The organism is Leptotrichia sp. oral taxon 847 (assembly GCF_001553645.1).
Classification (GTDB): domain Bacteria; phylum Fusobacteriota; class Fusobacteriia; order Fusobacteriales; family Leptotrichiaceae; genus Leptotrichia.
The window spans coordinates 1,162,798-1,186,749 of the sequence record NZ_CP014231.1 but is presented as its reverse complement, the minus strand read 5'-3'; the positions used below and the strand labels follow the sequence as shown (position 1 = coordinate 1,186,749).

General features: G+C 29.2%; 23 protein-coding genes, 2 tRNA genes and 1 pseudogene. 8 read left to right on the top strand and 18 right to left on the bottom strand.

All coding sequences use genetic code 11. From position 1 onward, the window contains the following. Positions 1–32 precede the first annotated feature (32 nt). From gyrB to AXF11_RS10580, 11 genes are all read right to left on the bottom strand, one after another. Positions 33–2,015 carry a DNA topoisomerase (ATP-hydrolyzing) subunit B gene (gyrB, locus tag AXF11_RS05495; protein WP_068155657.1) on the bottom strand — a complete coding sequence of 661 codons (1,983 nt, stop codon included), beginning with the start codon at positions 2,013–2,015 and terminating at the stop codon, positions 33–35. Between the two features lie 191 nt (positions 2,016–2,206). Continuing rightward, positions 2,207–3,577: a tRNA uridine-5-carboxymethylaminomethyl(34) synthesis GTPase MnmE gene (gene mnmE / locus AXF11_RS05490; protein ID WP_068155654.1), complete on the bottom strand. Its 1,371-nt coding sequence runs from the start codon at positions 3,575–3,577 to the stop codon at positions 2,207–2,209. Between the two features lie 44 nt (positions 3,578–3,621). Beyond that, complete coding sequence (locus tag AXF11_RS05485) at positions 3,622–4,404, bottom strand: Jag family protein (RefSeq protein WP_068155652.1); 783 nt, start codon at positions 4,402–4,404, stop codon at positions 3,622–3,624. After that, positions 4,373–5,050 (bottom strand): YidC/Oxa1 family membrane protein insertase, encoded by a 678-nt coding sequence (locus AXF11_RS05480; RefSeq protein ID WP_068155649.1) that lies wholly within the window; start codon positions 5,048–5,050, stop codon positions 4,373–4,375. Before AXF11_RS05480 ends, AXF11_RS05485 begins: the two co-directional genes overlap by 32 nt. Before the next feature lie 43 nt (positions 5,051–5,093). Further along, a complete protein-coding gene (yidD, locus tag AXF11_RS05475; protein WP_068158264.1) occupies positions 5,094–5,303 on the bottom strand; it encodes a membrane protein insertion efficiency factor YidD in 210 nt (69 codons plus the stop codon). Continuing rightward, positions 5,303–5,629 carry a ribonuclease P protein component gene (gene rnpA / locus AXF11_RS05470; RefSeq protein ID WP_068155648.1) on the bottom strand — a complete coding sequence of 109 codons (327 nt, stop codon included), beginning with the start codon at positions 5,627–5,629 and terminating at the stop codon, positions 5,303–5,305. The genes yidD and rnpA overlap by 1 nt, the downstream gene beginning before the upstream one ends. 91 nt (positions 5,630–5,720) lie before the next feature. Beyond that, entirely contained in the window at positions 5,721–5,858 is a 138-nt protein-coding gene (gene rpmH / locus AXF11_RS05465; RefSeq protein ID WP_068155646.1) for a 50S ribosomal protein L34, read from the bottom strand. Positions 5,859–6,721: 863 nt separating this feature from the next. Beyond that, positions 6,722–7,240 carry a hypothetical protein gene (locus AXF11_RS05455; RefSeq protein ID WP_156440389.1) on the bottom strand — a complete coding sequence of 173 codons (519 nt, stop codon included), beginning with the start codon at positions 7,238–7,240 and terminating at the stop codon, positions 6,722–6,724. Between the two features lie 100 nt (positions 7,241–7,340). Continuing rightward, positions 7,341–7,541 (bottom strand): hypothetical protein, encoded by a 201-nt coding sequence (locus AXF11_RS05450; protein WP_068155639.1) that lies wholly within the window; start codon positions 7,539–7,541, stop codon positions 7,341–7,343. A 53-nt stretch (positions 7,542–7,594) separates the two neighbouring features. Beyond that, a complete protein-coding gene (locus AXF11_RS10420) occupies positions 7,595–7,735 on the bottom strand; it encodes a hypothetical protein (RefSeq protein ID WP_231724645.1) in 141 nt (46 codons plus the stop codon). Between the two features lie 257 nt (positions 7,736–7,992). Then, positions 7,993–8,136 carry a hypothetical protein gene (locus tag AXF11_RS10580; protein ID WP_156440388.1) on the bottom strand — a complete coding sequence of 48 codons (144 nt, stop codon included), beginning with the start codon at positions 8,134–8,136 and terminating at the stop codon, positions 7,993–7,995. 949 nt (positions 8,137–9,085) lie between these two features. Here AXF11_RS10580 and dnaA point away from each other — a divergent pair. From dnaA to AXF11_RS05410, 8 genes are all read left to right on the top strand, one after another. Next, positions 9,086–10,459, top strand: coding sequence for a chromosomal replication initiator protein DnaA (gene dnaA, locus AXF11_RS05445; protein ID WP_068155637.1), 1,374 nt, complete (start codon positions 9,086–9,088; stop codon positions 10,457–10,459). A 713-nt stretch (positions 10,460–11,172) separates the two neighbouring features. After that, complete coding sequence (gene yaaA / locus AXF11_RS05440; RefSeq protein ID WP_156440387.1) at positions 11,173–11,400, top strand: S4 domain-containing protein YaaA; 228 nt, start codon at positions 11,173–11,175, stop codon at positions 11,398–11,400. 24 nt (positions 11,401–11,424) lie between these two features. Then, positions 11,425–12,438 (top strand): DNA replication/repair protein RecF, encoded by a 1,014-nt coding sequence (gene recF, locus AXF11_RS05435; protein ID WP_442915228.1) that lies wholly within the window; start codon positions 11,425–11,427, stop codon positions 12,436–12,438. A 72-nt stretch (positions 12,439–12,510) separates the two neighbouring features. Beyond that, entirely contained in the window at positions 12,511–13,587 is a 1,077-nt protein-coding gene (locus tag AXF11_RS05430) for a DciA family protein (RefSeq protein ID WP_082729386.1), read from the top strand. 94 nt (positions 13,588–13,681) lie between these two features. Continuing rightward, complete coding sequence (locus tag AXF11_RS05425) at positions 13,682–14,665, top strand: tetratricopeptide repeat protein (protein ID WP_231724644.1); 984 nt, start codon at positions 13,682–13,684, stop codon at positions 14,663–14,665. Then, positions 14,658–15,467: a lipopolysaccharide kinase InaA family protein gene (locus AXF11_RS05420; RefSeq protein WP_068155631.1), complete on the top strand. Its 810-nt coding sequence runs from the start codon at positions 14,658–14,660 to the stop codon at positions 15,465–15,467. The genes AXF11_RS05425 and AXF11_RS05420 overlap by 8 nt, the downstream gene beginning before the upstream one ends. Positions 15,468–15,502: 35 nt before the next feature. Continuing rightward, positions 15,503–17,368, top strand: coding sequence for a tRNA uridine-5-carboxymethylaminomethyl(34) synthesis enzyme MnmG (gene mnmG / locus AXF11_RS05415; RefSeq protein ID WP_068155629.1), 1,866 nt, complete (start codon positions 15,503–15,505; stop codon positions 17,366–17,368). 816 nt (positions 17,369–18,184) lie between these two features. Then, on the top strand, positions 18,185–18,667 hold the full coding sequence (locus AXF11_RS05410) for a thioredoxin family protein (protein ID WP_068155628.1): 483 nt from the start codon (positions 18,185–18,187) through the stop codon (positions 18,665–18,667). A gap of 133 nt (positions 18,668–18,800) precedes the next feature. Here the strand turns inward: AXF11_RS05410 and AXF11_RS05405 are convergent, their stop codons facing one another. From AXF11_RS05405 to AXF11_RS05375, 7 genes and pseudogenes are all read right to left on the bottom strand, one after another. Then, entirely contained in the window at positions 18,801–19,292 is a 492-nt protein-coding gene (locus AXF11_RS05405; protein WP_068155627.1) for a TlpA family protein disulfide reductase, read from the bottom strand. A gap of 149 nt (positions 19,293–19,441) precedes the next feature. Continuing rightward, positions 19,442–20,011: an aminoacyl-tRNA hydrolase gene (pth, locus tag AXF11_RS05400; protein ID WP_068155624.1), complete on the bottom strand. Its 570-nt coding sequence runs from the start codon at positions 20,009–20,011 to the stop codon at positions 19,442–19,444. A gap of 73 nt (positions 20,012–20,084) precedes the next feature. Next, positions 20,085–21,450, bottom strand: a pseudogene (locus tag AXF11_RS05395) (MATE family efflux transporter). Between the two features lie 18 nt (positions 21,451–21,468). Then, entirely contained in the window at positions 21,469–22,473 is a 1,005-nt protein-coding gene (gene tsaD / locus AXF11_RS05390) for a tRNA (adenosine(37)-N6)-threonylcarbamoyltransferase complex transferase subunit TsaD (RefSeq protein WP_068155622.1), read from the bottom strand. Between the two features lie 11 nt (positions 22,474–22,484). After that, the gene (locus tag AXF11_RS05385) at positions 22,485–23,537 is read right to left on the bottom strand and encodes a glycosyltransferase family 9 protein (RefSeq protein WP_068155620.1); all 1,053 of its coding nucleotides are present in this window, start codon (positions 23,535–23,537) and stop codon (positions 22,485–22,487) included. 120 nt (positions 23,538–23,657) lie between these two features. Further along, positions 23,658–23,734: transfer RNA gene (locus AXF11_RS05380), tRNA-Met, on the bottom strand. 5 nt (positions 23,735–23,739) lie between these two features. Further along, a tRNA-Met gene (locus AXF11_RS05375) sits at positions 23,740–23,816 on the bottom strand. Positions 23,817–23,952 lie beyond the last annotated feature (136 nt).

Genomic DNA, 23,952 nt, shown 5'->3' with positions numbered 1-23,952 from the left:
TTCTTTTTCAAATTCAAAATTTTCTTGCAGTTTTAAATATCCAAATTCTTGACATAACTTGCATTTTCTTCAATAAATTTACGTCTGGGCTCAACTTTATCACCCATTAAAATATTAAACATTTTATCAGCATAAGACGCATCTTCCATTGAAACTTTCAAAAGTGTTCTTACTTCTGGATCTAGTGTAGTTTCCCACAATTGTTCAGGATTCATTTCTCCTAGCCCTTTATAACGCTGGATTGTGTATTTTCTTCCGTCATTTTCCAAGACTTTTGTCACTTGTTTTAGCTGATCGTCTGAATAGGCGTATCTGATTGCTTTTCCAGCCTGAATTTTGTATAAAGGGGGCTGCGCTATATAAATATACCCTTCGTTTATCAATTCTCTTAAATGTCTGTAAAAGAATGTCAACATCAATGTTCTTATGTGAGCCCCATCGACATCGGCATCCGTCATTATTACGATTTTGTGGTATCTCAATTTTTCAAGGTTCATATCATCGCCAAATCCAGCTCCAAATGCAGTTATCATATCCCGTATTTCTGCATTTTCAAGCGTACGATGCACACTTGCCTTTTCCACGTTTAATATTTTTCCACGAAGCGGCAAGATTGCCTGAAATCTTCTATCTCTTCCCTGTTTTGCAGAACCTCCCGCCGAGTTTCCTTCGACTATGAATATTTCTGATTCAGCAGGATCCTTTGAAGAGCAGTCAGCTAGTTTTCCAGGAAGCGATCCCACTTCCAGATTACTTTTTCTTAGTACAAGTTCCCTTGCCTTTTTAGCCGCTTCTCTTGCCTTTTTCGACATTGTCATCTTTTCTATTATTTTTTCAGCCGCTTTTGGATGATCTTCCAAATAGAATTTTAAATTGCTTCCGACAATATTTGAAACAATTCCTGTAACTTCACTGTTTCCAAGCTTAGTTTTTGTCTGCCCCTCAAATTGCGGTTCGGGAATTTTTACGCTTATTATGCAGACAAGCCCTTCTCTCACATCTGTTCCTTGAAATGTGCCGCTTTTTTCCTTTATCAAATTCATCTGTTTTGCTATATCGTTAATCGTTCTAGTAAGCGCCGTTCTAAATCCGCTGACATGAGTCCCACCTTCGTGAGTATTTATATTATTTACAAATGAATAGACAATTTCTCTTTGAGCGGTTGTGTAATTCATCGCAATTTCCACTTCGACTACTTTTGCTCCAACTTTTTTTAAATAAACGTTTCCATTTTCATCCACGGCTTCCACTTCTTTGGCAGGCTGAGTTTCAAACGAATCCGCCATATAAATGACGTCATTTACAATTTTTTCATCATCCGTTATTTCATTCAAGAAATCTTTTATTCCGCCCTCAAAATGAAATTCTTCCTCTTTTATTTCATCTTTCTTTCTTTCGTCAATCAATTTTATTTTAAGCCCTTTATTTAAGTATGACAGCTCTTTTAATCTCGACTCCAAAACAGAATAATCATAAGCCGTTGTCTCAAAAATTTCATCATCTGCTTTAAATCTGATGACTGTTCCATGCGCATCAAGCGGTGCATCTCCAATTTTTTCCGGAGCTGAAACCGGCACTCCTCTTTCAAATCTTTGTCTTACAATTTGCCCATCTCTTGTTACAGTCGCTTCCACCCATTCAGATAAGGCATTGACAACTGAAATTCCCACTCCATGCAGTCCTCCTGACACTTTGTAGTTGTCATTGTCAAATTTTCCTCCAGCGTGAAGCACAGTCATGACTACTTCTAACGTAGATTTTCCTGTCTTATGCATTGCAACGGGGATTCCACGTCCATTATCCGTCACTTCAATAATATTTCCTTCCAGTATTTTTACAGTAATTTTATCACAAATTCCTGCAAGCGCCTCATCCACGCTGTTATCCACAATTTCCCACACCAGGTGATGCAGCCCCTTCGATGACGTTGAACCTATGTACATTCCAGGTCTTTTCCTTACAGCTTCCAGTCCTTCCAATACCGTGATACTTTCAGCTCCATAATTATTAGCCATTTTTTATAATTCCTCTCTTTATTTTCTTATATGCTTTTAACTTTTTTTATACAAAATACTCAATATTACTTAAGTTTTCTTAGAATAAATTTTTTTATCAAAAAATCAAAATAAACTATAATATATTATACTACATTTTTTTTTAATTTCCTTAGTTTCTTTTTTACTTCCAAAACCACTTATTTTCTCATTTATTTCCCCACACAAAAATTTCCAAACACGTGGTCTAAAATATCTTCAGACGAAATTTCTCCTGTAATTTCTGAAAGACTATCAAGAGCTTCTTTTAAGTCAACTGAAATTAGATCCATAGGAAGTCCTGCATCTATTGTCTCAAAAATATTATTTATTGCATCTTTTGTTTTCTCAAGCGCTGTTTTGTGTCTTACGTTCGTAATTATAAGCTTTTCTGAAGAATCTTCAACTTTTTCATCTACAATGTACGAATAAATTTTTTCTTCCATTTCTTCAATTCCTATATTGTCCTTTGCCGAAATTTCCACAACGTTTTCCAAATCAAATTCTTTTATGTCAATTTTTTTGGCTAAATCAATTTTATTTAATAAAACTATTGTCTTTTTGCCATTTTCCCTAATTTGCTTTATTACTTCCCTGTCTTCTTTCTCCAATTCTTTGGACGCATCCAGTACAAGTAGTACCAAATCCGCTTTTTCTATAAATTTTTTGGACTTCGTAACGCCTATATTTTCCACGATGTCGTCAGTCTGTCGAATTCCCGCTGTATCTACAAGCACCAAAGGAATTCCTTTTATATTAATGACTTCTTCTATGGCGTCTCTTGTCGTCCCTGCCACGTGTGTAACAATCGCTCTTTCTTCTCTCAAAAGCGAATTTAGTAAAGTCGATTTTCCCACATTCGGTTTTCCAACAATGACAGTCTTTATCCCCTCTTTTATTTTTTTCCCTTTGTCATACGACTCAATAAGTCTATTCGCTTCTTCATACACATTTTCAAGATTATCTCTCAAATCTTTTGGAAGAGGATCGTCAATCCCTTCTTCAGGATAGTCAAGCACCACATTCACATGCGCTGTAATGTCCAAAAGCGCCTTTTTAAAGCTATTTACCTTGTCTCTTAAGTCTCCTCTTAACTGATCCAACGACAAAGAAACGCTTTTTTCGGTTTTTCCATGAATAATGTCCATCACTGCCTCAGCTTGAGATAAATCTATTCTCCCATTCATAAAGGCTCTTTTTGTAAACTCCCCTTTTTCTGCGTGTCTTGCTCCATTTCTCAAAACTAGCTCCAATATTTTTTGTGAAACGACCGCTCCTCCGTGACAATTTATTTCCACGATATCTTCACAAGTGTACGTCTTTGGCGCTTTTAACCTTACTGCCATCACCTCATCTATCGCTTTTGCTCCATCTTTGATAAATCCATAATTTAATTTAGAAAAACCCAAATCGCTGTTTGGGTTTTGTTTTTTAAATATTTTTTTCAAAATTTCAAATGATTTATCGCCAGATATTCTTATTATTGCAATTCCTCCTTCACCTTTTGGTGTTGAAATTGCAGCTATTGTGTCATCCCATAACATTTTTTTACCTCTTTTTAAATCATTTTCTTTTTAGCATTTTTTTACTAGACATTTTCATTGTCCAATTTTTTTATAACTAAATATCTTTTTGGCTCTTCTCCAAAACTTTCCGTTTTGAGTCCTTGCATAAAAGAAATTTCTTCGTGAATTATTTTTCGCTCCCTTGCCGACATCGCATTTAATTTTATCGTGTGTCCTGTCGAAAGTACTATTCTTCCTTTTTTTCTTGCAAGTTCTCTAAGCGAAATTTCCCGCTTTTCCTTATAATTATTTGAATCCACTAAAATTCTTATATTTCTAAATCTTTTTACCACACTTAGCAAATATTCAAAATTATTTAGAGTGTTTCCCTTTTCTCCAATGATGTATCTCATGTCTCTTCCATCCAATAAAACTAAATATTTGTCACTGCTTTCCCGTTTTATTGCGACAATTTTTATATCCAGTTTTGCATTAACTATAAATTCTTTAAAAAATCCTCTGATTTTATCAACATTTGCATCTGCTGTAATTCTTGTTGATTCATTTTTTTTAATTGAATTAGGTTTTGAAATTATTTTTTTCTCTTTTGAGTCTTTGGAATAGTTTTCCACAATTTCTTTTGTTTTAATTTTTTCTTTCCCGGAAAAATTTTTTTCTAAATTTTCCAATTCTGATTTTTTTATAATCTCAACTTCATATTCCCCTTTAATGTTAATAAATAATATTTTTTTCGGATATTTTAATATTTTCACACGATAAGTTTCATCAGGTCCCAAAGTTAGGGAACGTTCTATCATCTCCTTAAGCTCTTCTTCATTTTGTGACTTTAGTACTATTTTCTCCATCATCACTTCTCCCTTTTAAAATAATATACTGTTGCAGTAGTGCCAATGCTCCTGAAACCAAATAATATAAAGTTACCCCTGATGGCATTCTATAAAATATAAATAACATCATAATTGGCATCATATACAACATTGTTTGCATTTGCTGATTGTCTTGTCCTGGTGCTGCCATTATTTTTTGCTGAATAAATGTGATAACCACATTTAATATTGGCAATAAATTAAAGGCAAATGTTCCTATCATAAATAATCTATCTGGCTGTTTTAATGTAAACCACAAAAATTTTGCATTACTAGGTATCGCATCTCCTATAAACGCATAGTATAGTGCTACAAATATCGGTAATTGGATTAATAATGGAAGACACCCTCCTAATGGGTTTACTCCCGCTTCACGGTATAGTTCCGCTGTCTTTTTTTGGAATTCCTGTGGATTATCTTTATATTTTTCTTTTAACTTATCCATTTCAGGTTGTATTTCACGCATTTTTTTCATTGATTTTTCCTGTTTTAATGTCAGTGGGAATACAATTATTCTCATTAGTATTGTTACAATAATTATTGCTATTCCATAGTTTCCCACAATTTTATAAATAGCATTTAGTACAAATACAACAAAATTTACCAATGCTGGTATTTTGAACATAAATTTTCCTCCATATTTTATTTTTTTTCACAAATTTTTTTATTTATTTTAACGGGTCGTAACCACCTTTGTGAAAAGGGTGGCATTTTAATATTCTTTTTATGCTTAAATAAGTTCCTTTTACTGCTCCATATTTTGCGATTGCCTGTTTTGAGTATTCCGAACAAGTGGGATAAAATCTGCATCTTCTTCCAAACATAGGAGAAATGAACTTCTGATAAGTTTTTATTAAAAGTAGCAATATTCTTTTTATCATTTTATCACCTTACTTAAGTCTTTTTCTATATCTTTATATTTAATATCTCTTATACATTCTTTTAAAATTGACTTCCCCACAAAAATGTAGTCCGTATTTTCTTTAAATTTTTTCTTGTTCAGATTTACAAATTCCTTAAATAGTCTTTTTATCCTGTTTCTGTAAACAGAGTTTCCTGTTTTTTTGCTTGCTACAAATCCAAATCTCTGTTCTTTTTTTAAATTTTCTTTTATAAAAATAATGGCATACCTGGTATGCACTTTTTTTGAGTTATTGTATATTAGCGAAAAATCTTTTGTTTTTTTTATTTTATTAATAGACATACTTCTTCTTCTTTATTTTTAATTCATTCATTTTTTAGTTAAAAAACAGGGGAATTATTCCCCTACAATTTAATTTTGTCAAAGTCATAAATTATGCAGATAATTTATTTCTTCCTTTTGCTCTTCGTCTTTTTAGTACATTTCTTCCACTTTTATTTTGCATTCTTTTTCTAAAACCATGGTCTTTTTTTCTTTTTCTTTTATTTGGTTGGTATGTTCTTTTTGTCATTTTTTTTCCTTTCTTTTTTTCAACAATCTTTTAAATATTTTACAAATATTATATACAAAATTTAAATAAAAGTCAAGTAAAATCCTTACAATTGGGCTATCGCGTGTTAAATTTTTCTTTTTATGAAACCCTTTATTTATCGGATAAAATAAATGAATTGACTTTTTATAAAAAAATTTTTTAATATTAGTTCAAACTCTTTAAAAATCAGTCATTCAGACTTTTAAAGTTTTTTTCTTGCGGTTATCCTGCCTTACAATCACGACAAACGCATGAAAATTTTATTAAAATCTTAACTATATGATTTTTAAAGAGGCTACCAAAGGAATTTTTTTAATTAAATTTATTTTTGATTTTAAATTGGAATCTCTAGATTTATTATAAACACTATTTTTTTATTATTCTTATAATTCTTCCTGCGTTTATCATATTCTCCACTTTTCATTCTAACATACAATATATAATTTCAAAATATAATATCTATTAAATAGGGTATCATAAGTTCTAATACCAAAGAAATTCCAAAAAATATTTTTTTTATTTTAATGTTTACATTTCTTGAAATTAACACATATAATTTTCCAAAATAAAATATGAAAATCAGTAATAAACATAGTAACTTGAAAGATATAATTAAATTCGCGTTCTGAAATATATTATTAAACAGGGAAAAAAAATAAATAAAAAATCCGAAGATAATAATCGCCAGCAGTGAAAATACATAATCTACAAAAGTTACATAATTTTGTTGTAAATATTTATTGTAAAAAACTTTTCTATTATATATTTTAAATATTTGCCATATAATATCTATAACAATAAAAATAATTTTACTCATAACTTTCTCTACTTTCTATAATTTTTTAATTGATGAGAATGTCCATTTCTATTAATTGATTTTGATTCTCTTTTCTTTTTAATTTTAAATCCAAAGTCTCTTCTTTATCCTCACATTTTTTAATTAATTCCTTACCAATTTTTCCTGTATATAAAGATAGTTTTTGTTTTATTTTTTTTTCTTCAATTTCGTATTCTTCAATGCTTAGCTCATCTAAATCATCAAGTCCAAAATAATATAAATCCCCTAAAACAGCAACACAAAATATAGTTCTAGTTTTATTCCCTTTTGAATTTTCTAGAATTTTAATTAATAATTCTATAATCCATATACTTTTTAAATAATAAACAGCCATATGATCACTTCCTACAAGAGATATAAATTTATCACCAATAGAATTTGCATTTTCTGTTTTTACATTTATAATTTCCTCAAAAACTTTTTTTATTTTTTCTATTTCATTTTTTTCATAATCCATTTGATGTTTTAATATTTCTTCATTGATATTCTCTAATAATTCTTCATTATTTGTACATTGTTTCATTTGTCCCACGCTCCTCCTAATTCATGATTAACTTCTTCTAAAAATTGTTCTTTTGAATATTTTAACTGACATCTCGGACATATTAGAATCAATATACTTTCTAGTTTTTTTTCTCATTTTGTATTCCACCTTTTTTAAACAGTTCTTGCGCTTTCTCTTTTGAAGGATTTTTTTTCAATTCCTTGACTTCAGTTTTTGCTTTATTTACTATTTTTTTCTCTTCATCATTTAATTTCGAATTTCCACAGCTCATTATCAAAAAGATAAATATTAAAATTGAAATTACTATTTTTTTATACATTTATATCTCCTTTTGTTACAGTAACTGTTTTTTCTTCTTGATTTGATAACAAATCAAAAACCCTTTATTATTTCATTTTTTTTATCAGAATAAAGTAAACTCAATATTTCTAAAGGATCGTCTCTAAGTAAGTCTAAGTCTGCCTTTTCCAGTACATTTCCTTTTTTAAAAACTGGATGTTTATTTATAGACATTATTTCTGTAACTTCCTCCTATAAAAAAATAAAGAGATAGACTGGATTGTCTACCTCTTGTTATTTCCTATTCTTCTTGTGCAGCATATCCACCTTTAATTGCAACTTCTTTAATTTTTTTCTTTTTTTTGCTTAATCTTTAATAAAAATGTTCTAGTTCATGTTTTATCACTATAAGATTCTTCGTAATCCACAGCAAAGGCATTTGACATATCAATTTTTCTTGTCATTTGCTCTGCAGATATTTATTTTAAGAGTTACTGTTCGATGACATTACTGTAGTTTTGAGATGCTTTTTCAAATTTTGCATTAAGTTTATCTCCCAATTCTAATTTTTTGGGATTTTCATCATTAAGAAAATCTATATTTTTAGCATCATCAATTAAAGTTATTAAATCCATCTTTTTAGGATTAATCTTTTTTAATAGAATTGTTCTATTAATTAAAATTTTTACCTGCCATATGTTTATCCTTTTGTAATTTCTAGTTAGATGTTTTTTTATTTTACCCTATTTTTTTAGACTTGTCAATTTTTTTCTGAAAATTGGATAATAAGGGTTTGTATAAGTGTTAAACATTTGTTACAAAAATAAATAAAAAAAATAACTGTTTCCATTCTGTTTTTTCTTATTAAATTAGTTTATCAATTTTTTATTTTTCCACTTTTTTCCACAACCTATTATATATAATATATTATATATTATTATATATATTATTATTATACTCTGTGGAAATGTGGAAATACTGATAAATAGCTTATTTGCCAGAGAATAAGATGTGGAAAACTTTTAATGATTTTGTGGAAAACTTTTTTCCACAATTTTATCAACATAGTTTTCAACAACTCAATGTGGAAAAGCAAAAAAATGTGGAAAACGTGTGGAAAGTGAGTAATATAAGCTATTCGTTTTAATGTGGAAAAGTGAACTTCTTTAAAAGAAAAATCAGTGCAATTACAGTAAATATAGTGTTTTAATATTGTGGAAAACTATGTGGAAAACTTTTTCCAAAATCTTGATTATTTATTTTATATATGTTATATTCATAGTATAAAAATGTATCAAATTAAAAAAAATGGATAAAAAAAATTAAAAGCTGTGGAAAACTATCTAGTGTTTTTTATTTATTTGGAAATAAATAAAAAATTTTTAATACTGCGAAAAATTAATTGTGGAAAACTTGTAGAAAAAGTTTTTTATAAATTACTATAAAATTATTATTTTTTGTGGAAAAGTGGAGATTTAAATTTGATAAGTGATGAAATAAAAACTAAAAAAATGACTTAGAAAAGCAGTTATTTATTTGGAATAGTAGCTATTTTAAGACTTTGACTAAAAAGGAGATGAAGTTGTGGTAGAAGCTGAAAAATTGTGGGAAAAGCTAAAAAAATTAATAAGAAAAAGTGTAGAAGAAGTAATTTTTGAAACATTTTTTCAAAATGTTAAAGCTGTGAACATTGTGGAAAATACATTGTTTTTGTCCTGTAATTCAAAAGTTATAAAAAAAAATGTGGAAAACTATAAAGCTGAAATGGAAGAGATTTTAGAACTCGTAACCGACGAAAAGATGGAGATAAAAATAGATGTAAAAAAACAGAAAAAAGAAATAAAGCAGCCTGAAATGAAGATTTTCCCCACAAAAGAAATGGAAAAAACAAAAATTCAAAAGGAAAAGCCCAAAAATACGGGTTTAAATCCAAAACATAGATTGGATAACTTTGTAGTTGGTGAAAACAGTAGACTTGCATACAATGCCTGTCTTGCTGTCGTAAACAATCCCAAGCCCGTTTACAATCCGCTTTTTATTTTTGGTAGTTCAGGACTTGGAAAAACTCATCTTATGCAAGCTGTAGGAAATGAAATTCTTAGAAAAGATCCTGAAAAAAGAGTATATTATTCCACATCTGAAGAATTTGCAAATGAATTCTTTAAAGTTTTAAACAGTGGAAGAATCCAGAATTTTAGGGATATATTTAGAAATTTGGATGTGCTTTTGTTAGATGATATTCAATTTTTTGAAAAAGTTTTTGGACGTGGTGAGGGGACTGTGGAAGAAGAGTTTTTCCACACTTTTAATAAATTGCAGGAATTAGGAAAACAAATTATTATGATAAGCGACAAATCTCCTAAAGAAATAAAAAATTTATCTAAAAGGCTGGAATCAAGATTCTTATCGGGACTTACGGTAGAAATTCAGCGTCCAGGCTTTGAAACTAGAATGATGATTTTAAAAAATATTGCAAAAAATCAAGATATAGAAATTGGTGATGATATTTTGGAATATATTTCGGACGCAGTTGTTTCAAACGTAAGAGAACTTGAAGGAATCTTAACAAATTTGAACGCCAGAGCAAAGCTATTAAATGAACCAATTACAATAGAGCAGGTGCAGGAAATGTTATCTCACAATATAAAAAGAGAACGCTCAAAAATAACCGCTCAAAAGGTAATAGAGATGATTTCATCACATTATGGCATAAGTGTTGCCGATATGAAATCTAAAAAAAGACAAAAAAAAATAGTAAAATCCAGACAAATTGCAATGTTTATTTTAAAAAATAATGCTGAACTGGATTTAAGTTTAACCGCTATTGGCGGACTTTTTGGAGGAAAAGATCACAGCACTGTAATAAGTAGCATTAGAAAGGTGGAAAAGTCAAAAAAAGAGGATATCGTGTTTAAAAAAGAAGTGGAAGATTTAAATAGAAAGATATTTAAAATGTAGAGTTTTTTTATTTATTTCATATGTGGAAAAAAAAGTTAGAAGTGTGGAAAAAATTGTGGAAAAATTTGGTAAAATTTTAGAGAGTTTTCAACAATGTGGAAAAAGTTTTCCACATAAAAAAAATAGTTTGTATAAAATTAAATAAAAATTATTATAACATAAAAAAAATAAAAAAATATTTTAAATTGTGGAAAACTAAATTTGAAAAATGTGGAAAAAAAGATAAGTTATCCACAATTTATATTAGAAAAAAGTGGATATAAATCTTTATTTTAATGAGAAAAAGTTAGAGATGTGGAAAACTGTGTGGAAAACTAAATTACAAAATTGTGGAAAAGTGGGAAAAGTTTTCCACATTATGAAAGACTCAAAATAATTTAAAATGTGATTTAATAAAATTATAAAATAAATTAAAAATAAAAAGAAAAAATCAAGTTTTCCACAAAATTAAAAAATAATAGAAATTAAAAAAATAAATTTTATGATGGCTGAAAGACTTTAAAAATAGTAGTAAAGCGATGTTGTGGAAAAGATGTGGAAAAAATGTGGAAAAAGTTTTCCACAATAAAATTAAGGTTTTTACAGTTAAAATTTAAACATTAATATTATTAATGATTGTGGGAAATGAGAAAAGTGTATCTATATTAAAATACAAATTTTTGAGAATTTATAATAGCAAATAATAATAAGTGAAGTAGAAGAAGGAGATAAAGATGGACAAAAAAATTGAGGAAATAAAAATAAACACCGAATTTATAAAATTAGATCAACTTCTAAAATGGGCAAATCTGGTAGAATCTGGGGCCGCAGCAAAGATGATTATTTTGGATGGCAATGTAAAAGTAAATGGAAAAGTTGAAACTAGAAGAGGGAAAAAAATATATTCGGGTGATATTGTGGAATTTAGTGGTGAAAAAATTGTTGTGAAAAAAGAAGCGTAAAAAATAGAAAAAAGGGAAAAAATAATGTATTTAAGTCAGATAAATTTTAATAATTTTCGTTGCTTAAAAGACAGTAAATTGTTATTTGGCAAAGATTTTAACTTGATTTATGGGAAAAATGGACAAGGAAAGACTTCGCTTATTGAAGCTGTTTATTTTGTTGCAACGGGAAAAAGTTTTAGGACAAAAAAAGTTAAGGAAATGAGAAAGTATAATTTTCATAGGATGATTGTCTTTGGAAAATTTGAGAGAAATGACGGAGATAAAACGATTGCAATTGATGTCAACGAGGAAAAAAAAGATTACTACATAGATAAGAATAAAAATAAATATATAGACTATATCGGAAACTTAAATGTAATTTCTTTTATTCCTGAAGATATTGAACTAATTGTGGGAAATCCAAATATTAGAAGGGGTTTTTTTAATTACGAAATTTCACAGGCGAGAAAAGATTATTTGAAGTCAATTGTAAGTTTTGAAAAAATATTAAAAGTGCGGAATAAACTGATAAAAGAAAAAAAAACTTATGAAGAAATCTATAAAATTTATAATAAAAAATTTATTGATGAAGGCGTAAATATTATAATTCACAGAAGGGAATTTATAAAAAACATATCAGTTTTACTAAACCTCAATTACCAGAAACTGTTTGACGAAAAAGCCGAGTTACAGCTAAAGTACGATTGTTTTCTGGGAGATGTGGAAAAAAAAAGTAAATCTGAATTGGTAGAAAAGTTTGAAGAGCAGTGCTTAAAAAAAATGGAGCGGGAAAGTTTTTTGGGATACAGTTTATTAGGACCGCAAAAAGATGACTTTGTCTTTGAGTTAAATGGGAAAAATGCAAAATCTTACTCTTCTCAAGGAGAAAAGAAATCTATAATTTTTTCTCTAAAAATTGCAGAAATCGACATTTTGATGAAAGAAAAAAAGAATATCCAATTTTTATTATGGACGACATTTCTTCGTATTTTGATGAAATTAGGAAAAAAAGTATTTTGGATTATTTTAAAAATAAAAAAATTCAATGTTTTATAACTTCGACACAGGACCTAAAAATTTGTGGTAAAAAATTTATTGTTGACGCTGGAAAAGTTGAAGTAGGTGAAAATGATGGAAAAGAAAGTAAGTAACTTTAGAGATTTAGCAAAATATATGTATGATAAGAAAAAAATGTCATTTTTTAAAAATGAAAGTTATATTTTGTCAAAAATAAAAAAAAATTGGGAAATATTTGTGGGGGGACCAATTTTTGAAAGGTCTGAGCCAAAAAGTCTGTTTCAGAAAATTTTGACAGTAAATTTGACAGATGCAACGGTTTATCACACATTTCTTCTACATAAAAATGTGGTAAAAGACAGAATCAATAAATTTTTAGGTGAAGATGTTGTAGGAAATATTGAGATTCATAAAGTAAACTATAAAATAAAAAGGGAAATTTTGGATGAATTAATTGAAAATGAAGAAAATTTTGGGACTCTAAAAGTTGGACAGATGTTAAGAGAGCATGAAGTTACAAAAAGAAGATGGGGAAGTAATAAAAAAAAAGTTTTTATTAAAAAATCTAAAAAAAAAGGTGAAATTGATATAAATAAAGTTATTTTACCTCAAAGAGTAGTTGACGAAATTCATAAAGCTATGACTGAAAATCCAAATCGTGATAAAAATCTTTCAAAAAGATTGGAAAGCATTTTGATAAAGATGGAAAAGCGGAGAATTTGTTTAAAAGAGCTTGGATATATGGAGTGCAAAATGTGTAAAGGTCTATTTAAGCCAATGAACGATGAAAAAATTTGTTTTGAGTGCGAAATGGCAAAGAAAAATAAAATTTTTGAGAGTATGATGGGGCTTATTCAGGAAAAGCCATTTATTGGGGAAAGACAGGCACTAAAAATTATAAAGACGGATAAAAAGACGTATTACAAGGCACGGGAAGTTTTGGCACAGCAGATTTATAATGAACTTTTATACTTTTGTATTGAAAAAAATAAAGAAATTGGCGACAACGAAGAATATAGCTTTGAAATACGAAACGAAGCTAAAAAAGAAATGGAAGATATGATAAAAAGTTATGTTAATTGTAAAATTGGGAGTGATAACAAAGAAGTTTTTAAAATTGAGCGAAAAAGAATTTTGTCAAAATTAAAAAAAGATGTGGAATTCAGAATGAAATACAGATACAGATAAAAATAAAATTTTTGAAATTGATGATAAACTAAAGATTTAAAAGAAAGGGAAAAGTTAAGTGAATGTGGAGCAACTGCTTTTGGAAGCGAATAAAATGATAGAAAAAAAGGAATATGACAGCGCTATGCTTTATTTAAAAACAGTTTTGGAAATAGATGAAAGCAATTTTGCGGCATTGACTGAAATAGTCGAATTGTATTCTGAGTTTGAAATGTATGGGGACGCAGTAAAATATGCAAAGAAGCGTTATGAAAAATATCCTAGAAATAAAGATGCCATTTTTTCTCTTGGATACATTTATCAGACATTGGGAAAGTTTAAAAAAGCAATTTTTATTTACAAAAAATTTTTGGAAGATGAGAAAAATTATTTTGTTTACTTGAATTTAGGAATGTGCTATTCATTTTTAAAATATTTTAAAAAAGCGATGGAATATGTGGAAAAAGCTATTGAATTAGAGCCAGAAAGTGTCGAAGCATATGTGCAAAAAGGCGACATTTTTACAATGATGAAAAAATATGACAGTGCAATTTTGCAGTATAAAAGCCTTGTAAATTTTGAAGGAATAAATTTGGCTAAACTATATGCTCGAATGGGAGATACAATGGTTTATTCAAATGATATTAAAAAGGCCATAGAGTATTACAATATCGCTGTAAACTGTGAAGATGTACAAGATTATATATTTGAAGATTTTTTTGAAATATTGATACAAGCGAAGGAATATAAAGAAATTGAGCTGTTGTTTTTAAATTATGAAAGTTCTGGTTTACCCAGAATAAAAATATTAAATTTAAAAGGGCGATATTATCTTGCAAGAAAAAAATTTAGTGAAGCTGAAAAAATTTGTCGAAAGATGATAATGATTGAGCCAGAAGTTCCTAGACATTACTACAATTTGATATTTGTTTTGGAAAAGGAACACAAGTATGATGAAGCTTTTGAGTGCATAAAAAACAATAAAAATATTTTGACAAATGAAAATATTTTAAAAGAACTCAAAAAAAAGTTGAATGAAGGTAGAAGAAAATATAAAAAAACTTTAAAAAATAAAAAAAAAGAGGTTACAGATGAATGACTATGAAATAAATAAAAATTATGAAAAGGAAATTTTGGTAAAAATATTAGAAAATTTTGATAAAATTGGTGAATATGTCGTGGAACCCGGTCGGAATGAGATAAAAAGAATTGTTGTAGATGAAAAGAATTTTTATAAAACGCTAAACATAAAAAAATTTAAAAAGCCAAATTTTATTTCAAATGTTATTTATAAATATATAAAAGGATCAAAGGCTAAGCGCTCTTTTGAATATGCCAAAAAGCTTTTGGAAAAAAAAATAGGAACACCGGAGCCAATTGCTTATTTTGATAAATTTGGAAAAGATAAAAGGGATTATTATATAAGTGAAGATTTAAAATATGATTTTACCTGTCGGGAGATATTTTGGCCTGAAGATTACGAAGAAGTTAAAGAGGAGAATTGGTACAAAAAAATTGAAGAAAAACGAGAAAAAGTTATAAGACAGTTTGCAAAATTTTCGTATGAACTGCACGAAAAGGGGATTTATTTTGAGGATTATTCGCCAGGAAATGTGTTAATTGTGGAAAAAAGCAAAAATTATGAGTTTTATCTTGTGGATTTGAACAGAATGAAATTTGATGTGAAGATGAGTATTAAAAGTCGGATGAAAAATGTTTCAAGAATGATGGAAGATGAAAATCTAGCTAAAATTTTTTGCAATGAATATGCAAAATATTGTAAACTACCTGAAAGTGTTGTCTACAAAAATTTAAATAAATTTATAAAAAAACATAAAAATTATGTGTTTATAATGGATTTAACTAGACCAGTTAGAAGAGCCTTTAAAAAGAAAAAATAATTTTAAGAAAAAAATTTTTTTAGAAAGGAAAAAAGATGAGTAAAAATTATGATGTAATAATAGTTGGAGCAGGACATGCGGGAGTGGAAGCAGCTTTGGCTTCAGCAAGACAAGGTCTAAAAACAGCTTTATTTACTATTTATTTGGACAGTATTGCTATGATGTCGTGCAATCCGTCAATTGGAGGACCTGGAAAAAGTCATTTGGTGTCAGAATTGGGAATGCTTGGCGGAGAAATGGCAAGGCATATTGATAAATATAATTTACAGCTTAAAAACTTAAATCATACAAAGGGACTTGCCTCAAGAATAACGAGAGCTCAAGCCGACAAATATAAATATAGAATTAAAATGAGAGAAATTGTGGAAAATCAAGAAAATGTGGAGGTTGTTCAAGCAATTGTCGTGGATTTAAAAGTTTGTGATAAAAAAGTATGCGGGGTTGTGGATAATTTTGGAATCGAATATGGGGCAAAAGCGGTTGTACTTTGTACAGGAACATTTTTAGGCGGAGAATACATTATGGGAGATGTTAAATATTCTTCGGGAAGAGTAGGGGAACCTGCGAGTGTTGATTTACCCAATAGATTGGAAGAATATGGATTTGAGCTGGACAGATACCAGACTGCAACGCCACCTAGAATTGCTAAAAAATCAATAGATTTTTCTAAAATGCAAAAACTGGGCGGAGAGAAAGATCCAAGATATTTTTCTTATGAAACTGAAAAGGAATACAGTGAAACACTTCCCACCTGGCTTACATTTACAACACCAGAAACGATAAAAGTTGGAAAAGAAATGTTAAAATATTCACCGATTGTAACGGGAATTGTAAGCACTAAAGGACCTAGACATTGTCCTTCACTTGATAGAAAAATTATGAATTTTCCGCAAAAAACCGACCACCAGATATTTTTGGAGCAGGAATCTATAGAATCAGATGAGATTTATATAAACGGATTTACGACTGCTATGCCGCCATTTGCACAAGAAGCTATGCTGCATACAATCACAGGCTTGGAGAATGCTCAAATCGTGCGATATGGGTATGCTGTGGAGTATAACTTCATTCCAGCTCATCAGCTCAATTTGACGCTTGAAACGAAGGTTTTGGAAGGGCTTTATACTGCGGGAACAATTAATGGGACAAGTGGATATGAAGAAGCGGCATGTCAAGGATTTATTGCGGGTGTGAATGCGGCTAGAAAAATTTTGGGAAAAAAAGAAATTGTGATTGACAGGAGTGAAGGATATATTGGAGTTTTGATTGACGATATAATTAATAAAAAAACACCGGAACCATATCGGGTGCTGCCGTCAAGAGCTGAATATAGGCTTACATTAAGACAGGACAATGTCTTTATAAGACTTCTTGAAAAATCAAAAGAAATCGGAATTTTGGATAAAAATACGACAAAAAAATTAGAAGATGCCGTAAAAGAAATTGACGATGAAACAAAAAGATTAAAAGAAATTACAATTTATCCGACGAAAGAGAATAATGAGAAATTAAAAAGTATTGAAGGTGGCAAAGAAAATGGTATGAATAGTCCTGTGTCGGCGTTTGACTTTTTGGCAAGAAAAGAAATTAATTACGATAACTTAAGTGAATTTTGCAAAACTGTGAATTTGTCAAAATTGGCGAAAGAACAAGTGGAAATAAATGCGAAATATAAAATTTTTATAGAGCGGGAAAAAGCTCAGATTGAAAAATTTAAAAAGTTGGAAGAGATGGAAATTCCCAAAAACTTTGATTATGAAAATGTAAAAGGACTGAGTAACATAGCAATTTCTGGATTAATCTACGGAAATCCTAAAAATATTGGACAAGCGAGTAGAATAAGTGGGGTAACCTACAATGATATTTCAATTTTAATTGCGATGTTAAAAAGTTTACAATAAAATTGTTTTGTAATGCTAGAAACTTTTTTGAAAAACAAAATTATTAAGTTAAATAAATTTATAGATAAAAAAACAAAACTAAAAATAGAAAAAATATAATTTTTCAAAATTTTTAGTTTTGCGTAGCCACAATTTGTTTTAATTTATTATTTTTTACAATAAAGTATACCTTATTTTTAAAAATAGTCAACAAAAATAAATATTTTTTTCTAATTTTTTCAATTTTTAAATTTCGTTTTACTGACTGTTAGACAGAGTAAAATATTTAGGGGAAATAAAAACTTCTATTTTAAGTTTCTTATTCAATCCAGAAAGTTGCTAAAATAACAATTTTTTCTATTCCTTTTTTAAGCAGAAGTGCTCATCGCCGCACCCCTGCACCCCGGCTAGTCTTCGACATTTTTATGCACTGCCAAAAAACTCGCACTGATTGTGCTCAGACAGTTTTGTCAGCACATAAAAATGCTCCGACGGTTTAAATTTTACTGTTATATAAAAGGTGTCGTGATTTTTTTGGAGTAAAGACGACTGTTTGAGCACGTTTAGTGCGAGTTTCGGCTTTGCTTCAAAAAAATGCTTAGACGAGCGTGGGGATTATAAGGGGAAATGGCGGTCCTTTCCCCTTATGTAAAAAATAAAAAAATAATATTAAACAAAATAACATCTTGTAATCAAAAACAAGCTAAAAAATTTGAAATTAAAAAATCTGCCCCTAAAATTTTTAAACCATCCTGACTGTTAAAAAATCTTGACTTATAAAATAAAATATGATACTATTCAATTATATAATTGAATAGATTGGGAGGATAAAATTTTATGGCTACATTTGAAGATTATTTGAAGTTTGGAGTTACTGAAGAGCAAGAAGATAAAAAACAGTTGAGAATTATAGAAAAAGTACAGCTTTCAGAAAAAACGAAAAAAGTGATAGAAAGTATTGATAAAGTGATTGAAATTGTCGCAGTTGCACAAGTTTACTGTCCAGATTGCCGTGCTGCAATCACATTTTTAAAAAAATTTAGTGATTTGAATGATAAAATTAAGGTAGATTATAGAAATAGAGAAACTGGCGCTGAATTTTTCCCAAATTTAAAAGAGGGAGAAAGTATAAAAATACCGTCTTTATTTGTTAAAAAGGGTAAAAATTATGAATTATTTTGGAATGAATTTCCAAAAGCTGTAAGAGAAGAAATGGACAAAAATCCAGATGATTTTGAAAATCTAAAATACAATTATAGAATTGGAAAATTTAATGAAAAAATTGAAGAAGAACTGGTAAAATATTTTCTTTCGTTGTAAAATAACTTATGATTTATTAATTATGCCAGAACACTCGCAACTTTAGTCGTGAGAAATTCAGTAAATTAAAAATACAGGAAATTTATTAGTAATAGTATTCCTGTATTTTTTTATAAAAACTTTTATTAGTTTATTAGTTTGCAAACATTTTGTTTAATCCGTCAATCTGCATAGTTCCTTTTTGGAAATCTTCTATTACAGATTTGTCTATTTTAACGTTAGTTGGAACTTCAGTTATTTTGAATCCTTTTGAAATTGAGCCATCAAAGTCGTAGTACACAGGGAAAGTAAATTTTTGTGCTTCAACATATTTTTTTGCATTTTGTAATGAAGATTTTCTGTTTGTAAATACAACTACTACATTTACTTTGTCTTTATTTTCATCATAAAATTTTTGTACATCAGGTAATTCGGCGTGACAGTCAGGACACCATTCAGCAGCCACTATAAATAATGTTGGCTTTCCATTGTTAAAAATTTTTCTACTTTTTGTCTTAACTCCTTTAAAATCTTTCAGCTCAAAATTTGGAACTTTATTTCCAGGTTCTGTGTTTACTTCAAAAGTTTTGGCACAACCTAGTACAAATGTCATAAATAATGACAACATAATCAATAATTTTTTCATTTTTTACTTCCTTTCCAAGTAAACAAATGTATTTTTTTATATCAATTAAATACAATTGTTACAGTTTATTTATTTTTTTACAAAATTATTATATCACAATAACTGTATAAGTCAACATTTTTATATACAATTTGTCTAAAATAAAAAAATTATTTTTTGGAGTTATATTTATTCATAATTTTTTGAATTGGCATATCATCTTTTATATCGTCAATCAAATTAAAAATTTTTTCTCTCGAATCTCTTAAAACTTCCTTTTCTTCAGGCAAAAACTTTCCAAGCACAAATCCTAATGTTTCTTCTTTTGTCTTTGGTTTTCCAATTCCAAATTTTATCCGCACAAATTCATTTCCAACATGAGAAATAATGGATTTTATTCCATTATGTCCACCTGCGCTTCCATTTGACTTAATTTTCAATTTTCCAAACTGCATATCCATATCGTCGTGAATTACAAAAAGCTCGGTTTTTGGATCAATCTTAAAAAATCTTACCGCTTCTCCAATCGCTTCTCCACTTAAATTCATGAAAGTTAAAGGTTTTTGATAAAAGACTTTATCCCCATTATAATTTGTCTGAATAAATAATGATTTAAATTTTTCTCTCATATCACTTATATTATTTTTTTTCAAATATTCGTCAATAAATATAAATCCTACATTATGACGGGTTAATTTATATTGTTCTCCAGGATTTCCAAGTCCCACTATTAATTTCATTAAAATTTTCTCCTTATTTTTTTAGTTATTTGTAAAAGTTTATAGATTTCAATTTTTAAGACTTTTTATTTTTTTAATCAGTCTCATCTATTTTTGGAATTTTTTTCATTTCACTTTTTAAAATAATTACGGACACAATAAAAGCTACCAAATCTGCTATTGGAAATGCGAACATAATTCCGTCAATTCCCATAAAATATGGTAAAATTATAAGTAATGGCAAAAGTGATATAATTTGTCTTACAAGTGACAAAAAGGCTCCTTTAGAGGCTCTTCCGATTGATGTTAAAAACATTGTGATCGCACCTTGAATACCATTTAAAAATATGAAAAATAAAAATACTCTCATATATTTTGTCCCATATTTAAAATAGAGCTTACTTCCACTATCAAAAACAGAAATTATCTGAACAGGGAAAATTTGAACAATTATAAATGCCACCAAAGAAATAATAAAAGCCACTTTTAGCGTTAATTTTAATATTTCCCGAACTCTTCTATATTTTTTTGCTCCATAATTAAATCCCGCAATGGGTTGTGCTCCTTGTGCCAGATCTAAAAGAATCGCTATAAATATGACATTTATTTTCATGACAATTCCTGCCACAGCAATGGGGATTTCACTTCCGTAAATAGATTTTGCACCATATATTTTCAGTAAATTATTTGTTACAATTTGAATGATTAGTGCAGAACATTGGAAAATAAAAGGTGATGTTCCCAATGCAAATAAAATCCAGATTTCTCGTATTTTTATTTTAAAATCTTTCAATTCAAACTTTACGCTTTTAAATCTAAAAAAATAAGAAGCTAGCATAACTGCTGAAATAAATTGTCCAATGACAGTTGCCCAGGCGGCACCATCCATTCCCATGTCAAAATAAAACATAAACAGCGGATCAAGTAATCGTATTTGTAAGTGCTCCAATAACTATTGCAAGCATTGAATAAAAGGCATTCCCATCAGCTCTTACCATAGGATTTCCTCCTACTGAAAATAATAAAAATGGTATTCCAAGCGATGTAATCTTGGTATATTCAATCGCATAATCAAAAATTTGATTTGTTGCTCCAAATGCGAGAAGCATTGGCTTTAAAAAAAGATTAACTAATATACATAAAATAATTCCACTTAAAAGTAGCATTGTTGCCGCTGTTCCTGCTACACTTTTTGCTCTTTTCGGACGTTTTCTTCCCAATTCCAAATTAAAGTTAGTTGCAGCTCCGACTCCAGTCATAAGCCCAATTGCAAGACAAATTGTCGTAAGTGGAAAAGCTACATTGGTTGCAGCGTTTCCAAGAAATCCTATTTTTTGTCCAATAAAAATTTGGTCTACAACGTTGTAAAGAGCGTTTACCAAATTTGCAACTATCGCTGGAATTGCCAGAGAAGCTAACAGTCTTGGAATACTTTGTGTTTGAAACTTATTTTTTTCCATTTTTTTTCCTCTCAAAATTTATTTTTTTACTTTTGTTGAAATCGCATCGACGTCATAATTATTTTTTTTGTCGTCAATTTTTTTATTTTTTAGTTCGTAGTAAGCCGCAACTCCAATCATTGCAGCATTATCCGTACAATATTCCATTTTTGGAAAATGAACTTCAATATTTGAAAAATCTTCAAATTTTTTCCGAAGACCTTTGTTCGCTGAAACTCCTCCAGCAACAAGCAAAGTTTTAACATTTTTTTCCTTTATAGCTTTTTTAACTTTGTCATACAAAATGTTTACGATAGCTTCTTGAAGCGACTTTGAAATATCTTCTTTTGAAATTTCATTTTTTTTCATTCTTTCGTGATTTACATAGTTTGTAATAAAAGTTTTAACTCCGCTAAAACTAAAATTATATCCATCAACTTTAGGTTTTTTTATTTTTAAAATATCTTTTCCATCAACAGAAAGTCTGTCGATTTGTGGACCGCCAGGATACAAAAGTCCTAAAATTCTAGCAATTTTGTCATAAGTCTCTCCAACTGCGTCGTCCAGAGTTTCTCCCAAAAGTTCTGTCACAATTTTTTCATCTTTTTCATAAATGTAGTACAAATTTGTGTGTCCACCCGAAACAACTAAGGAAATTGCAGGAAGTTTTACATCACTTTCAATAAAGCTTGAAAAAATGTGTCCGTCTATATGATTTATCGGAATAAGTGGAATATCATTGGCAAAGCTTACAGATTTTGCAAACATAAGCCCCACCAAAAGTGATCCAATAAGTCCCGGTGTATTTGTAACGGCGATGTAGTCAATGTCTTTAAGAGTTACATTCGCTTTTTTTAGCGCCTGTGTGAAAACAGGTAAAATATTTTCAATGTGGTGGCGAGAGGCAATTTCAGGCACAACTCCACCAAATTCTTTGTGAATATCAATTTGTGTTGAAATAATGTTGCTCAACACTTTTTTTCCATCTTCTACAACAGCGACAGAAGTCTCATCGCAGGAAGATTCGATTGCAAGTATTTTCATTTTTTCTCCCTTTATAAATTATTTTTATTTTTGGTGATTTTTTCATATTCCAAGATTATTTTTTTTAGCACTTCTGAAACAGGAATTCCAGACATACAGTCCCTATACTTTTTCGGAAATTTGTCATCCCCATAGAGTGAATGAGGTTTACAATTTGGATTTTTTATCAAAAAAGTATTTTTTTCAAAAGAAAATAAATTTGGATCCGTCGGTCCAAAAAATACAAAAGTTGGAGTTCCAACAGCACGAGCGATGTGGAATGGACCAGAATCATTAACAACGGCAATTTTTGCATATTTTAAGATAACACCACTTTCTTTAAAAGAAATTTTTCCACATAAATTGATGACTCGATCATTTTCACTATCTTGCACAATTTTTTCATCTTCTTTTCCGCCAATCACAAAAATTTTTATATTTTTTTCTGAAAAATGTTTTAACAAATCTCCCGCCAGTTCATTATAAAATGGCCATTTTTTCGTGAATTTAGAAGCACCTGGCGCAAGGACAAAGTAATTCTCATTTCTAAAATTGTATTTTTCAATCAAATTTTTTTCCACCGAATTTTCCACATAAAACTCCAAAGCATCTCCAAGTCCATTTCTTCTATTTTCTAGAGAAAATTCAATTCCCATTTTTTTAAGAGCAGAAAAATAACTTTCTACAATTGTACAATCTGCTTTATAATCAATAATTTTGGCTTTAACTAAAAGAGTTTTCCACCATTTTCTCTTTTTGTAACGGCAATACTTAGTTTTTTTGTTTTTTAATTTTTTTCCAATTATCCGTGATAAAATTTTAGAATGTAAATCAATCACAAAATCATATTTTTCTTTTTTTAATTGCTCAATCATGTTTTTTATATATTCTTTATTTCGACTTTTTTTTCTCTCAAATATCACAAGTTTTCGGATATTAGGATTTTGCGAAATCGCTTGAGAAAAAGTGTCATACACAATAAAGTCAACTGCTGCTTTCGGATATTTTTTTTTGATCGCAGTAATTACAGGTGTCGTTAGTAAAACATCACCAAATGAGCTAAATCTCATTATCAAAATTTTCATAAATATATTCCTTTTATTTATATTTTATAATTTTTTCCATCGAATATCAAATTAAGTCAAGTTTTTAACCAAAAAAAAAGAAAGTGCTCTAACTTCCTGACTTAATCTATTCTTATGAAGTGGTGCCTAGAAGAAGATTTGAACTTCCGACCCTACGGGTATGAACCGTATGCTCTAGCCAACTGAGCTATCTAGGCGTAATTGGTGGCGGGAGCCGGATTTGAACCAACGACCTTCGGGTTATGAGCCCGACGAGCTACCTGACTGCTCTATCCCGCGACAAATGAAAATTTACTATGACACAAACATACTAGTATCGGATTTAAATTAAAACAGAATAGCATTTCATAAAATTTTAAATCTTTAGCGCATTCCTAAACTTCGTTACCAAAGTAAATTTACAAAAATAATTATA